The organism is Catellatospora aurea (assembly GCF_042663325.1).
Taxonomy (GTDB): Bacteria; Actinomycetota; Actinomycetes; order Mycobacteriales; family Micromonosporaceae; genus Catellatospora; species Catellatospora aurea.
Genome location: NZ_JBHTAC010000023.1, coordinates 97,022 through 109,727 on the forward strand (window position 1 = coordinate 97,022; position 12,706 = coordinate 109,727).

Below are 12,706 nucleotides of genomic sequence, written 5' to 3' on the forward strand. Positions count from 1 at the left end.
TCAGTAGTATTTCCACGTTTCCCTCGCGTGGTCCCGCCCCCCGGTGCGCTTATGAGGTCGTTTATGCCCCGCCGCTTCTTCTCCCAGCAGAGCTGGTCGATCAGGTCACGGGTGATGCTGCTCCTGCTGGCCCCGCTGGTGCCGCTGATGGGCATGTGGCTGTTCAGCACGACCGTCACGGTCGGCCCGGCGGCGAACCTGCTCGACGTCAAGTCCGGCGTGGACATGTTCGGCACGCCCGCCTACGAACTCGTCAGCGAACTGCAGGCCGAACGAGCCCTGTCCATGCGCTTCCTCAGCGGCGGCCCGGCCGTGGCGACCGAGCTGGACACCCAGCGGGCCGAGACCGACCTGGCGCTGGCCGCGTTCCGCCGGCTGACCGGGAGCGACGACGCCGAGTCGGCGGCGAGCGACCTCACCCGGCAGCACCTGGCCGCGGTCGGTAAGGCGCTGGAGGAACTGCCGCTGGGCCGGGCCGTGGTGGACACCCAGCAGTACGACCGGGTGCAGATCATGCGGCTGTACAGCGGGATCATCGACAAGACCTTCGGCCTGTACGGCTCGGTCTCCGGCCTCGACGACCACGAGCTGAACCGGCAGGCGGGCACGGTCATCGCGCTCACCGAGGCGCGCGAACTCTACGCCCGCGAGAACGCGCTGATCAGCGCCGCCATCGCCGGCGGCGGCATGTCGGCGGCGGAACGCTCCGAGGCGGTGTCGCTCATCGGCCTGCAGCGGCGCGCACACGACACGGCGACGCGCTACCTGCACCCCGACGACGCGGTCCACTACACGGCCATCCTGGACAGCGCGGCCTACCTGCGGATGCGGGCCGTCGAGGACCGGCTCGCCGACCTCGGCCGCCCGGCTCCCGCGATCGACGCCAAGCAGTGGACCGCCGACTACGCCGCCGTCGACGGCAAGCTGTACGAGCTGGAGTCCGCCACCGCGTCGCGCACCATCGACGCGACCATGCCCGCGGCCACCGCGATCCTGGTCCGGCTCGGCCTGGCCGGCGGGGTCGGCCTGATCGCCATCGTGGTGCTGGCACTGGTCTCGTTCCGGGTGGCGCGCTCGATCATCCGCCGCATCAACAACCTGCGCACCCAGGCCCTGCACGTCGCCGAACACAGCCTGCCCGACGTGGTGGCGCGGCTGCGCGCGGGCACGGACGTGGACGTGGACGCCGAGGTGCCGCCGCCGGGCGCGGTCGACGACGAGCTCAACGAGCTGGAGAACGCGTTCGCCCAGGTGCAGCGCACCGCCGTGGCCTCGGCCGTGCAGGAGGCGACCCTGCGCAACGGGCTCAACCAGGTCTTCCTCAACATCGGGCGGCGCAGCCAGGTGCTGCTGCACCGCCAGCTCGCCCTGCTGGACGCCATGGAGCGGCGGACCACCGACCCCCAGGACCTCGAAGACCTGTACCGCGTCGACCATCTCGGCGCGCGGATGCGCCGCCACGCCGAGGACCTGGTGATCCTGGCCGGGGCGAAACCCGGCCGGGGCTGGCGGCACCCGGTGCCGCTGCACGACGTGATGCGCTCGGCGGTGTCCGAGGTGGAGGAGTTCACCCGGATCACGGTGGTCCCGCCGCAGGAGCTGGCGCTGCGCGGCCGGGCCGTCAGCGACGTCATCCACCTGCTGGCCGAGCTGCTGGAGAACGCCACCGCCTACTCCCCTCGCGACACCTACGTCACGGTCGCCGGGCAGCTGCTGCCCAACGGCTACGCGGTGGAGATCGAGGACCGCGGCGTCGGCATGCCCGCGTCCGCCGTGGAGGAGGCCAACCAGCGCCTGGCCGACCCGCCCGACTTCGATCCGGCGCACAGCTCCCGGCTGGGCCTGTTCGTGGTGGCGAAGCTGGCCGCCCGGCACGGCATCAAGGTCACCCTGCGCCCCTCCCCGTACGGCGGCCTCACCGCGGTGGTGCTGCTGCCGCGCGACCTGGTCGTCGACGGCGACACGAGCACCCCGCCGCAGGCCCCGGCCGCGCCGCCCGCCCTGGCCACCCCGATCGCGGCCCTGACCGCGGGCTCCCCGACGGCGCCGACCGCCGCGCCGGCACCCGCCGACGTGCTCGAAGGCGGCCCCACGACCGAGGCCGAGCTGCCGGTGCGCGCGCCGCAGACCCACCTCGCCGCGCCCCTGCGCGAGGAACCGGTGATCGTGCTCGACACCGAGCCCGGGGGCGCGTCGCGGGTGCGCCCCGCCGAGCGCACCCGCAGCATCCTGACGTCCCTGCTCGCGGGCGCGCACCGGGGCCGGTCCGCCGCCGCGGTGAGCACCGTCTCCGCCCCTCCCGCTGACACCCCGGCAGCGGCCGAACCGCCTGAGGAGTCGACATCATGAGCAATCCCGCGGGCCTGGACTGGCTGCTCGACGACTTCGTGGACCGCATACCCGCGGCGCTGCGGGCCGTCGTGTTCTCCGTGGACGGGCTGCTGCTCGGCGCGTCCCGTGACCTGTCCCAGGCCGACGCCGATCACATGGCCGCGATCGCGGCCGGTTTCGCCAGCCTGTCGCGCAGCGCCGGCCGGCACTTCAAGGCCGGGCCGGTGCGCCAGGCCGTGATCGAGATGGAGGAGGCCGTCCTGCTCGTCACCGACGCCGGCCAGGGCAGCTGCTTCGCGGTGCTGAGCGACGCCGAATCCGACATCGGCATGGTGGCGTACGAGATGGCGATGGTCGTCGAGCGCATCGGCCACAGCCTCGGCACGCAGCCGCGGCCCACTTCCACCCATGCGCGCTGACGACGAAGACGATGCGCACGAGTGGCTCGATGCCGACGCCGGGCCGCTGGTGCGGTCGTACGCGGTCACCGGTGGCCGGGCACGCCCCGGAGCGAGCACGTTCGACCTGCTCACCTATGTCGTGGCGACACCGGCCGGGCAACGCCGCCACGCCGTCCGCCTCCAACCCGAGCACCGGGCCGTCCTCGCCCTCGCTCAGGAACCCATCTCGGTCGCCGAGCTGTCCTCCCGTGCCGGGTTTGCCCTCGGCGTGGTCCGGGTACTCCTCGCCGACCTATTCGACGAGGGCGCCCTCACCCGTATGGCGCCCGCAGTGGCCCCCGGCCACATTCCGGACGACCACATCCTCCAGGCGGTGATCCTTGGCCTCCGTCATGCGTGACGAGCGTGCCCGGTCCATTCCCACGGCGATCAAGATACTGGTCGCCGGGGGTTTCGGCGCGGGCAAGACGACAATGGTGGGCAACGTCAGCGAGATCCTGCCCTTGCACACCGAGGAGGTGCTCACCTCCGCGAGCACCGACTCCGACGACCTGTCCGGGGTGGAGGGCAAGCGCACCACCACGGTCACCATGGACTTCGGCCGGATCACCATCGGCGACAGCGCGGTGCTCTACCTGTTCGGCACACCGGGCCAGGACCGGTTCTGGTTCCTGTGGGACGAGCTGGCGATCGGCGCGCTGGGCGCGGTCGTGCTGGCCGACACCCGGCGGCTGGCGGACAGTTTCCCGTCCATCGACTACTTCGAGCGCCGGGGCATCCCGTTCGTCGTCGCGGTGAACTGCTTCCACGGCCACCAGCCGTTCGGTGTGGACGCGGTGCGCGGGGCGCTGTCGCTCGATCCGGACGTGCCCGTGGTGATGTGCGACGTGCGGGACCGCCGCTCGGGGCGGGAGGTGCTGGTGACCCTGATCGAGCACGTGCGCGCGATCACGCTCGGCCCCGCGCACACCGCCGTGGCCGGCACGAGCTGACCTGTCGCGCCGTGCCGACTTTTCGGGTGACGTCTCAGCCATAGGCGTGACAGGCGTGTCGCCGGTACGCTGCGCCGGTGCCGAACGCCGACCGCCTCGCCAGCCGGAGCCTGCCGGCCATCCTGCGCGACGCCGCCGACCTCGCCCTGAGGCAGTGGCGCGGCCTGCTGGTGGTGGCCGCGGCCACGCTCGTGCCGGCGCTGCTGGCCCGGCAGGTCATCGGCTTGTTCGCGCTCAACACCAACGCCACGGTGGTGGATGGGACGTTCACCCCGGCGCCCGCAGCGGCCGCCGGCGGGGCGGGACTGGTCGCGCTCGGGCTCGGCTGGGTCGTGGCGCTGGTCGCGGGCATCGCGGTGGCGTCCGGCGGCCTGCGCGGCATCCCGGTCGATCCACGTGCCGCGCTGCTGCTGGCCCTGCGGCGGCTGCCTGCGCTGGTGCCGGCCCTGCTGCTGATCGCCGTCGCCGCGGTCGGGCTGCAGGTCCTGACCCTGGTCGCGGTCGCCTTCTTCGACATCGCCCTGCCACAGGACGTCGCCACGGCCGCCGTCTTCGGTCTTTTCGTGCTGACACTGGTCGTGCTGGCCAGCCGATTGCTGTCGGTGCCCGCGATCGTGCTGGGCGACGGCACGGTCCCCTGGCTGCTGCACGCGCACGCGCTCGCCGCGGGCCGGATGCTGACGACCGGTGGCGCGCTGGCGACCGGCGTGGTGGTGGCCCCGGCGCTGGTGGGCATGGGCGCGGCCGCGCTGACGCAGGCACAACCGGCGTTCGCCCTGCTGTTCGCCGCGCTGGCCGGGGTCATCGTGCCCGCCGTCCAGGCCGCCGTGCTGGTCACCGTCTACCTGCAGCGCCGCCCGGCAGGCAGCCGGGGTGCCGAGGCTGACCTCGATCGCGTCGACCAGACGCTGTCGGCACTGTCCCCCGCGACCGTGCCCTCCCCCACTCCTGTGGTGCGGGCCACCGGGCCACGACACGGCGCGGTGGCGCGCGCAGGACGCTTCGCCCTGCCTGATCCGCTGCTCGCCGCACTCCGCCGGTTCGCCGCGCTGCTCCGCCGGTCCTACGCCGCGCTCGGCCGGCCCTGGACCGGTCGGCCGGCGCTCGTCGCGGCGCTGGTATCACTGCTGCTGCCGGCGCTGCTGGGGCTGGGCTTCGCGGCGACCGACCCGTGGGACAGCCCGCACGCGAGCCGACACAGCGTCTCATGGAGCGGCGAGGTGCTGGCCACGGCCTGGCCTAAGGGCCGCCACCCGGTCGTGGTCACCGACTACGGCCCGCACTGGTGCCTCGACGACGGGTGCCACTCCGTGCGATCGCGCAGCTCCGAACCGCTGATGCTGGGCGCGCCGATGCCCGCGACCGCGATCACCGCCGACGGCGACGTGGTCTCAGCGGGTATCCGCGGCCGGGAGAGCCCGGCAGTCAAGACCGACGGCGACGACGCGGTGCAGATGCAGCGCTGCACGGCGCCCTGGGGTCCGGCCACCGCCCGGCCGAAACCGGGCAGCTGCGAGGACGGCATCACCCGCTGGCACAGCGGCGGCAACGAAGGCCAGGCACACCTGGCCGTGGCGGCCGGGCCCGACGGTTCGGTCGTGGTCGCCACGGCCCGCCCGCTCCAGGTGCGCAGCGGAGCCCGGCCGAAGGTCCAGCTGGCGGTCACCCGGTGCAACACGGTGCACTGCAACCGCCGCTCGCTGGACGTGCTCGGCACGGTCGAGGTCGAGCTGAGCGCCTGGCTGCCCGAGGGCATGGTGGCCGCGCCCGCGTACGCCCCGCTGCTCCAGCTCACCCTCGACGCGTCGGACCGGCCGACGGTGCTGCTGCGCGACCCCGCCGGGCGCCGGGCCTGGCTCGCGACCTGCCCGACGGCCGCGTGCGACACCGCCCGGCTCACCGAGATCAACGCCCCGGAACGCGCCACCGACCAGGCCGTACTGCTGCCGGGCAGCACACCGCGCCTGGTCGCGGGCGGCGACGCGGTCACCTTCCACGCGCCGGTGGCGATCGGCGCGGGCGGCCCCGGCCTGTACGTGCTGGGCACGGAGTCCGATCTGGCCGCCCCGGTGCCGCTGGCCCCCGCCGAGTACGGCACCGGCCGGCTGGTGCTCTGGCACTGCCCGCCCGGCTCGGCCGACCGGGCCCGCCGGGTGGCGCTGCCGCTGCTGACCGGCGACCTGTTCCACGTCGCCCTGGTGACCAGCGGCGACGGCAAGGTGCTGGTGACGTACTCCGACAGTGGCCGACGGTACGCCGTGCTGGTGACCGGGCCGCCCAACCCGGGCAAAGGCCCCTACTGCGCGGGGTTCGACGGCTAGGTTCGGCTCATGGGGGCCGGACACAGTCACGAGCCTGGTGAGACGCTGCCACCTGCCCCGCCCGACCTGCGCCGCATCGTCACGATGATCATCGTGCCGCTGGTCGTGGCGACCTTGATCGGGCTGATCGTGCTGTGGCCCCGCGGGCCGAGCCCGCAGCAGGCCTCGGACACCACACAGCGGCTGCACGGCGAGATCGTGTCGGCGACGCCCACCTGCCCGCGCGAGGTCCCGGCCCAGCCCGGCGGCGACTGCGGCACCGCCCAGGTGCGCATCGGCGAGCAGGTCGTCGACGCCGTGGTGCCGACCGGGCCGAGCGCGCCCGTGGTCGGCGTCGGCGACGACGTCGTGCTGATCGCCTCGGTCGACGCCGAGGGCGGGCAGCGGTACGCGGTGGTCGACCACGACCGGTGGGGCTGGCTGCTGGCGCTGGTCGCGCTGTTCGCGGCCGCGGTGATCGCGTTCGCCCGCTGGCGCGGGGTGGCGAGCCTGGTCGGCCTCGTCGTGAGCTTCGCGGTGCTGCTGGTCTTCATCCTGCCTGCGATCGTGCGCGGGGAGCCGCCGCTGGCGGTGGCGATCGTCGGCTCGGCCGCGATCATGTTCGCGGTGATCTACCTGACGCACGGGGTCAGCGTGGGCACCTCCATGGCGCTGCTCGGCACGCTCGCCGCGCTGGTGCTGACCGGGCTGCTCGGCCTGCTCACCACGAACCTGCTGCACCTGACCGGCTCGGGTAGCGACGAGGCCGCGATCCTCGCCAACGTGCTGGCCGGGGTGGACCTGCGCGGGCTGCTGCTGGCCGGCATCATCATCGGCACGCTGGGCGTGCTGGACGACGTCGCGATCACCCAGACGGCCCTCGTCGGCGAGCTGTCCCTGGCCGACCCGACGCTGAGCGCGCGGCAGCTGTACCGGTCCGCGATCAGGGTGGGCCGGTCCCACGTCGCCTCCGTGGTCAACACCATCATCCTGGCGTACGCCGGCGCGTCGCTGCCGCTGATGCTGCTGCTGGTCACGGCGGGCACCGGCACCCGCGACGTGCTCTCCACGCAGGTGATGGCGGCCGAGATCGTCCGCGGCGTGGTCGGCACGATCGGCCTCATCACCGCGGTTCCGATCACGACCGCGCTGGCCGCCTGGGCGGTCGCCCGCTCACACCGGCACCGGGCCGACCACCCGCACCGCCATCCCGAACCGGACGCCGCCTGAGCTGTTTCCGGCGTTCGCCCTGATCAGGGAAGCATTCGGCGTTAACGTGAAGGTGCTTCGTCCGTTTCGCACGAAGGTGGGTGCTATGTCGACCGTGGCGAAAGCGACCGAGCGCATCGGCTCGGGCTGGCTGTCCTTCGCCGGCCTGCTCATTCTGCTCCTGGGGGTGTTCAACGTGGTGGAGGGCATCTTCGCGATCGCCAACGACCGGTACGCCGCGTACGCCACATCCACCCAGGGTGAGCTGTACGTGTTCAACCTGCACACCTGGGGCTGGCTGCACGTCCTGCTCGGCGTGGTGCTGATCGCGGTCGGCGCGGGGATCTGGTCCGGCAAGGAGTGGGCCCGTGGCGCGGGCATCGGCCTGGCCGGCGCGACCGCCCTGCTCCAGATGCTCTACCTGCCGGTGTACCCGTTCTGGTCCCTCATCAACATCGGCCTCTGCATCCTGGTCATCTACGCCCTCGTCGTCCCACCCCGCGGCAGCACCGCCGACTGACCAGCCCGCCGACCGGCCCGCCGCCCCACCCGAAAGGCGCAACTCTTAAAGAGTCGCGCCTTTCGGGCCGCGGGGAGGCCGCGACTCTTCAAGAGTTGCGACACGGAGGGGCGGGCCGGCGGGCGACGGTCAGCGGGTGGGGAGGTCGAGCCAGGACTGGCCGGAGAAGAGGACGGAGCCGAGCCAACCGTTCTCGTCCAGGTAGAGGCCGTCATGGCCGTCGATCACCAGGGCGAGGCGGTGGCCGGCGGGCAGGTCCCAGCTGGTCGCGGGTAGCGGGATGTCGGCCGTTCGGGCGGTGTTCGCGGTGGCGTTGAGCCACGACACGGGGGCGTGGGTGATCAGCTTTCCGGTGCCGAGGGCGTCGACGTCGTAGAGGTACGCCACGATGGTGCCGCTGCGCTCGGTGGGGGTGAAGCGGGCATGCACGGTGGCGCTGCCGCGGATGCGTACCGTGGCGGCGGCCGCGTCGCCGATCCAGACCCCGGCGTTGTCCCGGTCCACCGCGGGCAGCCAGGCCGTCGGCGGGATGCCGGTCAGCGCCTGGAGTCCGTTGGACAGCAGCACCAGGCCGCCGGCGGCGATCGTGTCGTCGTTGAACCAGGTGCGCCGGGACCAGCCGGTGGTGGCCGTGCCGCCGAGCCTGCCGGTGCCGGTGAGCCAGTTGACCTCGCCTAGTCCGTACCGGCTGGTCGTGGTGCTGGTCGCGGCCCAGTTCGGGTAGGACTCGACCGGACCGCCGGTCAGCGAGCGCAGCACCACCGGCGGCTCGGTGTCGATGCCGTTGGCGATGCCGGACAGGTGCCGGTCGAACCAGCGCCGCACCGACGTCCACACGTGGTTGTCCAGGCCGATGAGGCCGGTCAGCTCGGGGATGGCGTGGTCGCCGGGGGCCAACTCCAGCCGCTTCGGGCCCACCAGCGCGCCGTAGAAGCCGATCAGCTGGTTCGGCGGGAAGATGCTGTCGCCGTACCCGTTGGCCAGCAGCACCGCCGGGCGGTTGGCGTTGATGCCGGCCAGGTACGTGCCTGCCGACCGGAGCCGGGCGAACTCCTTGACCCCGGCGATGTTCCGGTTGGCGTAGAAGTCGTCGATGATCGCGTCGAACTCGTCGCTGGTGTCGCCGAGCAGCGCCGCCGAGCCGACCAGCAGCGCCGAGGACTGCAGCCGCCGGGTGTCCCCGCCGTACAGCGAGGCGACCAGGTCGCTCCAGCCGGACAGCGCCGCCACGGCCCGCACCCGGCTGTCGTGGCCGGACGCGATCAGGCTGATGCCGGCGCCGTACGAGACCCCGGCCATGCCGATGCGGGCCGGGTCGGCGGTGGTGTTCGCGACGAGCCAGTCGAGCACCCGGGACACGTCGGCGATGTCCTTCGGGCCGGCGGTGTCGATCTCGCCGCCCGAGGCCCACCAGCCGCGTGGGGTGTACGACAGGACCGTGTAACCGCCCTGGGCCAGCGCGTTCGCCTGGGCGATGTACTCCAGGTCGTTGAGCGACCAGCTGGCCGGGAGGACGACGGCCGGGTGGCGGCCCGGGGTGGTGGGCTCGATGACGTTGGCCTTGAGCACCGTCCCGTCGGGGACGGTGATGTCGATGAAGCGGAAGCCGGTGGTCGGGGCGGCGGCTTGGGCGGGAGCGGCCCAGGTGACGAGCGCCAGCACGACCACCGTCAGGAGGGAGGGGAGCTTCCTCACGGCGGACCTCACGGGGGTGTCGGCCTTGCTTCGAAAAAGTTACCGAGAGGTAACCATGCCGTGAGCTAGATCACAATACCCATGAGTAGCTTTTAATGGACGGTGGCCTATCTCATCGAATTCGATCTACGAATAGTCGACGAGATAGGCCACCGTCTACGTGAAACAAGGGGTCAGCCGCGCGGGCCGCCCGCGACGTAGATGACCTGGCCGGTGACGAAGCCGGCACCCTCGCTCACCAGGTACGAGATGGCGTGGGCGACGTCGGCGGGGGTGCCGACCCGGCGCACCGGGGTCTCCGCCGCCCGCGCGGCCTGGAACGCTTCGAAGTCGACGCCGACGCGCGCCGCGGTGGCGGCGGTCATCTCGGTGACGATGAAGCCCGGCGCGACCGCGTTCGCGGTGATGCCGAACTGGCCCAGCTCGATGGCGAGGGTCTTGGTGAAGCCCTGCAACCCGGCCTTCGCGGCGGCGTAGTTGGCCTGGCCCCGGTTGCCGAGCGCCGAGGTGCTGGACAGCGACACGATGCGGCCGTAATTCTGCTCGACCATGTGCTTCTGCACGGCCCGGCTGCACAGGAACGCCCCGCGCAGGTGCACCGACATGACAGTGTCCCAGTCGCTGTCGCTCATCTTGAACAGCAGGTTGTCGCGCAGCACACCCGCGTTGTTGACCAGCACGGACGGCGCGCCCAGGGTGGCGGCGACGTGCGCGACGGCGGTGTCCACGGCGGCGGAGTCGGACACGTCCGCGCCGACCGCGATGGCCCGGCCGCCGTCCGCGGTGATCGCGGCGACGGTGTCCGCGCAGTTGTCCTCGGTCAGGTCGACGGCGGCGACGGCGAACCCGTCGGCGGCCAGCCGCCGGGCGGTGGCCGCGCCGATGCCCCGGGCCGCACCGGTGACGATCGCTACTCTCTGGCTGTCAGTCATGCGCCGCACTTTAACGACAGTTCAGCGCCCCACGGAACCGCCCCACACCACCGGGCGCGCCGCGCCGAAGCGAGCTACGGTCGGCGGGAGCGTGCGCTCCGGCAGGCCGGAAAGCGCATCCCGGAGTCGACGCAACGGATCGTTGGTCGACAGGGTGAACTACGCAAGAAACCAAGGTCATAAGCATGGCCGAATGATGGTTATGCTGCGATCTTCCCCTCTAGCGTTAGTGCCATGCAGAAGCGCTTTCTGATGTGCCGGCCCACCCACTTCGCCGTCACCTACAAGATCAACCCCTGGATGGACCCGGCCGCGCCGTACGACACCACCCTGGCGATCAGCCAGTGGGAGAGCCTCAAGGCCACGTACGAGAACCTGGGACATCAGATCGAGCTCATCGACCCCATCCCCGGCCTGCCCGACATGGTCTTCGCCGCCAACGGCGGCACGGTGATCGACGGCCGGATGTTCACCGCGCAGTTCCGGCACGCCGAGCGCGCCGACGAGGGCCCCGCCTACCGCGACTGGGCCGAGCGCGCCGGGTACGAGGTGCACGACGCCAAGCACGTCAACGAGGGCGAGGGCGACATCCTGCTGGCCGGCGAGTACGTGCTGGCGGGCACCGGTTTCCGCACCGCGCACGCCTCGCACGCCGAGGTCCAGGAGATCTTCGGCCGCCCCGTGATCACCCTGCAGCTGGTGGACCCGCGCTTCTACCACCTCGACACCGCGCTCGCCGTGCTGTCGACCGGCGCCGACGGCAAGCCGGCCAACATCGCGTACCTGCCGGAGGCGTTCTCGCCGGGCAGCCAGAATGTGCTGCGTCAGCTGTTCCCGAACGCCGTCATCGCTAACATCGAGGATGCGGAGGTGCTGGGACTCAACGCGGTCAGCGACGGCGAGAACGTCGTGCTGCCGGTCCAGGCCACCCACCTCGCGGAGGAGTTGCGCAAGGCCGGCTACGAGCCGATCGGAGTCGACGTCTCCGAGCTGCGACTGGCGGGTGGTGGCCCCAAGTGCTGCACCCTGGAGCTGCGGTCATGAACTCGATCGTCGACAGCCGTACGCCGTCCGCGGTGGACGCGGCGGAGCGGTACACGGCGCACAACTACCATCCGCTGCCTGTCGTGATCACCGAGGCCGACGGCTGCTGGGTCACCGACGTGGACGGACGGCGCTACCTGGACTTCCTGTCCGGATACTCGGCGCTGAACTTCGGCCACCGGCACCCGGCGCTGATCGCCGCCGCGCACGCCCAGCTGGACCGGCTCACGCTGACCAGCCGCGCGTTCATCCACGACCAGTTCGCCGAGTTCTGCCAGCGGCTGGCCGCGCTGACCGGACAGGACCTGGTGCTGCCGATGAACACCGGCGCGGAGGCCGTGGAGACCGCGATCAAGGTGGCCCGCAAGTGGGGCTACCAGGTCAAGGGGGTTCCGGACGGCCAGGCGAAGATCATCGTGGCGGCGGACAACTTCCACGGCCGCACCACGACGATCATCAGCTTCTCGACCGACGAGGACGCGCGGGCCGACTTCGGGCCGTACACCCCGGGCTTCGAGATCGTGGCGTACGGCGACCTGGAGGCGCTGGCCGAGGCGATCGACGACTACACCGTCGCCGTGCTGCTGGAGCCGATCCAGGGCGAGGCCGGCGTGCTGGTCCCGCCGGACGGCTACCTGTCCGGCGTACGCGCCCTGTGCAGCAGCCGCAACGTGCTGTTCCTGGCCGACGAGATCCAGAGCGGCCTGGCCCGCACCGGGCGTACGTTCGCCGTGGACCACGAGGACGTCAAGCCGGACATGCACATCATGGGCAAGGCGCTGGGCGGCGGCATCGTGCCCGTCTCCGCCGTCGCCGCCAGCCGTGAGGTGCTCGGCGTGCTCAAGCCCGGCCAGCACGGCTCGACCTTCGGCGGCAACCCGCTGTCCTGCGCGGTCGGCATCGAGGTCATCAAGCTGCTGGAGACCGGCGAGTACCAGCAGCGCTCGGCGCAGCTCGGCGCGATGATGCACGAGCAGCTGCGGGCGCTCATCGGCCGGGGCGTCACCGCGGTGCGCGGCCGCGGCCTGTGGGCCGGTGTCGACATCGACCCGGGCGTGATGACCGGACGCCAGGCGTCGGAGAAGCTGATGGGCCGCGGCATGCTCGCCAAGGACACCCACGGCACCACGATCCGCCTGGCCCCGCCCCTGGTCATCGAGGAAGACGAGATCACCTGGGCGGTACGCCAGCTCGCCGAGGTCATCGGCGCCGCCTGACCCACCCCCCACCCCGCCGCGTGCGCCGGGCGCGCCCGCCCTCCTGCCGCAACTCTTAAAGACTT

11 protein-coding genes are annotated in these 12,706 nt (G+C 72.2%); 9 read left to right on the forward strand and 2 right to left on the reverse strand.

All coding sequences use genetic code 11. From position 1 onward, the window contains the following. Positions 1 to 63 precede the first annotated feature (63 nt). The 7 genes from ACFQO7_RS22240 (at position 64) to ACFQO7_RS22270 (ending at position 7,753) form a co-directional block, all read left to right on the forward strand. On the forward strand, positions 64 to 2,349 hold the full coding sequence (locus tag ACFQO7_RS22240; RefSeq protein WP_376808154.1) for a sensor histidine kinase: 2,286 nt from the start codon (positions 64 to 66) through the stop codon (positions 2,347 to 2,349). Then, on the forward strand, positions 2,346 to 2,750 hold the full coding sequence (locus ACFQO7_RS22245; RefSeq protein WP_203695464.1) for a roadblock/LC7 domain-containing protein: 405 nt from the start codon (positions 2,346 to 2,348) through the stop codon (positions 2,748 to 2,750). The genes ACFQO7_RS22240 and ACFQO7_RS22245 overlap by 4 nt, the downstream gene beginning before the upstream one ends. After that, complete coding sequence (locus ACFQO7_RS22250; protein WP_376808155.1) at positions 2,740 to 3,132, forward strand: DUF742 domain-containing protein; 393 nt, start codon at positions 2,740 to 2,742, stop codon at positions 3,130 to 3,132. The genes ACFQO7_RS22245 and ACFQO7_RS22250 overlap by 11 nt, the downstream gene beginning before the upstream one ends. Continuing rightward, on the forward strand, positions 3,125 to 3,724 hold the full coding sequence (locus ACFQO7_RS22255) for a GTP-binding protein (RefSeq protein WP_360521080.1): 600 nt from the start codon (positions 3,125 to 3,127) through the stop codon (positions 3,722 to 3,724). Before ACFQO7_RS22250 ends, ACFQO7_RS22255 begins: the two co-directional genes overlap by 8 nt. 77 nt (positions 3,725 to 3,801) lie before the next feature. Continuing rightward, a complete protein-coding gene (locus tag ACFQO7_RS22260; RefSeq protein ID WP_376808156.1) occupies positions 3,802 to 6,045 on the forward strand; it encodes a hypothetical protein in 2,244 nt (747 codons plus the stop codon). 9 nt (positions 6,046 to 6,054) lie between these two features. Beyond that, on the forward strand, positions 6,055 to 7,254 hold the full coding sequence (locus tag ACFQO7_RS22265; RefSeq protein WP_376808157.1) for a YibE/F family protein: 1,200 nt from the start codon (positions 6,055 to 6,057) through the stop codon (positions 7,252 to 7,254). Between the two features lie 85 nt (positions 7,255 to 7,339). Continuing rightward, complete coding sequence (locus ACFQO7_RS22270; RefSeq protein WP_376808158.1) at positions 7,340 to 7,753, forward strand: DUF7144 family membrane protein; 414 nt, start codon at positions 7,340 to 7,342, stop codon at positions 7,751 to 7,753. 129 nt (positions 7,754 to 7,882) lie between these two features. Here the strand turns inward: ACFQO7_RS22270 and ACFQO7_RS22275 are convergent, their stop codons facing one another. Beyond that, positions 7,883 to 9,448: a CocE/NonD family hydrolase gene (locus ACFQO7_RS22275; protein ID WP_376808159.1), complete on the reverse strand. Its 1,566-nt coding sequence runs from the start codon at positions 9,446 to 9,448 to the stop codon at positions 7,883 to 7,885. Positions 9,449 to 9,621: 173 nt separating this feature from the next. Next, positions 9,622 to 10,380, reverse strand: a complete 759-nt coding sequence (locus ACFQO7_RS22280) for an SDR family oxidoreductase (protein ID WP_360521094.1) — start codon at positions 10,378 to 10,380, stop codon at positions 9,622 to 9,624. Positions 10,381 to 10,614: 234 nt separating this feature from the next. Here ACFQO7_RS22280 and ddaH point away from each other — a divergent pair, with 234 nt between their 5' ends. Further along, a complete protein-coding gene (gene ddaH / locus ACFQO7_RS22285) occupies positions 10,615 to 11,424 on the forward strand; it encodes a dimethylargininase (RefSeq protein WP_360521097.1) in 810 nt (269 codons plus the stop codon). Beyond that, a complete protein-coding gene (gene rocD / locus ACFQO7_RS22290; protein WP_360521100.1) occupies positions 11,421 to 12,641 on the forward strand; it encodes an ornithine--oxo-acid transaminase in 1,221 nt (406 codons plus the stop codon). The genes ddaH and rocD overlap by 4 nt, the downstream gene beginning before the upstream one ends. Positions 12,642 to 12,706 lie beyond the last annotated feature (65 nt).

Coding starts and splice junctions, on each gene's coding strand:
- ACFQO7_RS22255 (WP_360521080.1), top strand. CDS start 3,125: ATGCGTGACGAGCGTGCCCGGTCCATTCCCACGGCGATCAAGATACTG.
- ACFQO7_RS22245 (WP_203695464.1), top strand. CDS start 2,346: ATGAGCAATCCCGCGGGCCTGGACTGGCTGCTCGACGACTTCGTGGAC.
- ACFQO7_RS22270 (WP_376808158.1), top strand. CDS start 7,340: ATGTCGACCGTGGCGAAAGCGACCGAGCGCATCGGCTCGGGCTGGCTG.
- ddaH (WP_360521097.1), top strand. CDS start 10,615: ATGCAGAAGCGCTTTCTGATGTGCCGGCCCACCCACTTCGCCGTCACC.
- rocD (WP_360521100.1), top strand. CDS start 11,421: ATGAACTCGATCGTCGACAGCCGTACGCCGTCCGCGGTGGACGCGGCG.
- ACFQO7_RS22250 (WP_376808155.1), top strand. CDS start 2,740: ATGCGCGCTGACGACGAAGACGATGCGCACGAGTGGCTCGATGCCGAC.
- ACFQO7_RS22280 (WP_360521094.1), bottom strand. CDS start 10,380: ATGACTGACAGCCAGAGAGTAGCGATCGTCACCGGTGCGGCCCGGGGC.
- ACFQO7_RS22265 (WP_376808157.1), top strand. CDS start 6,055: ATGGGGGCCGGACACAGTCACGAGCCTGGTGAGACGCTGCCACCTGCC.
- ACFQO7_RS22240 (WP_376808154.1), top strand. CDS start 64: ATGCCCCGCCGCTTCTTCTCCCAGCAGAGCTGGTCGATCAGGTCACGG.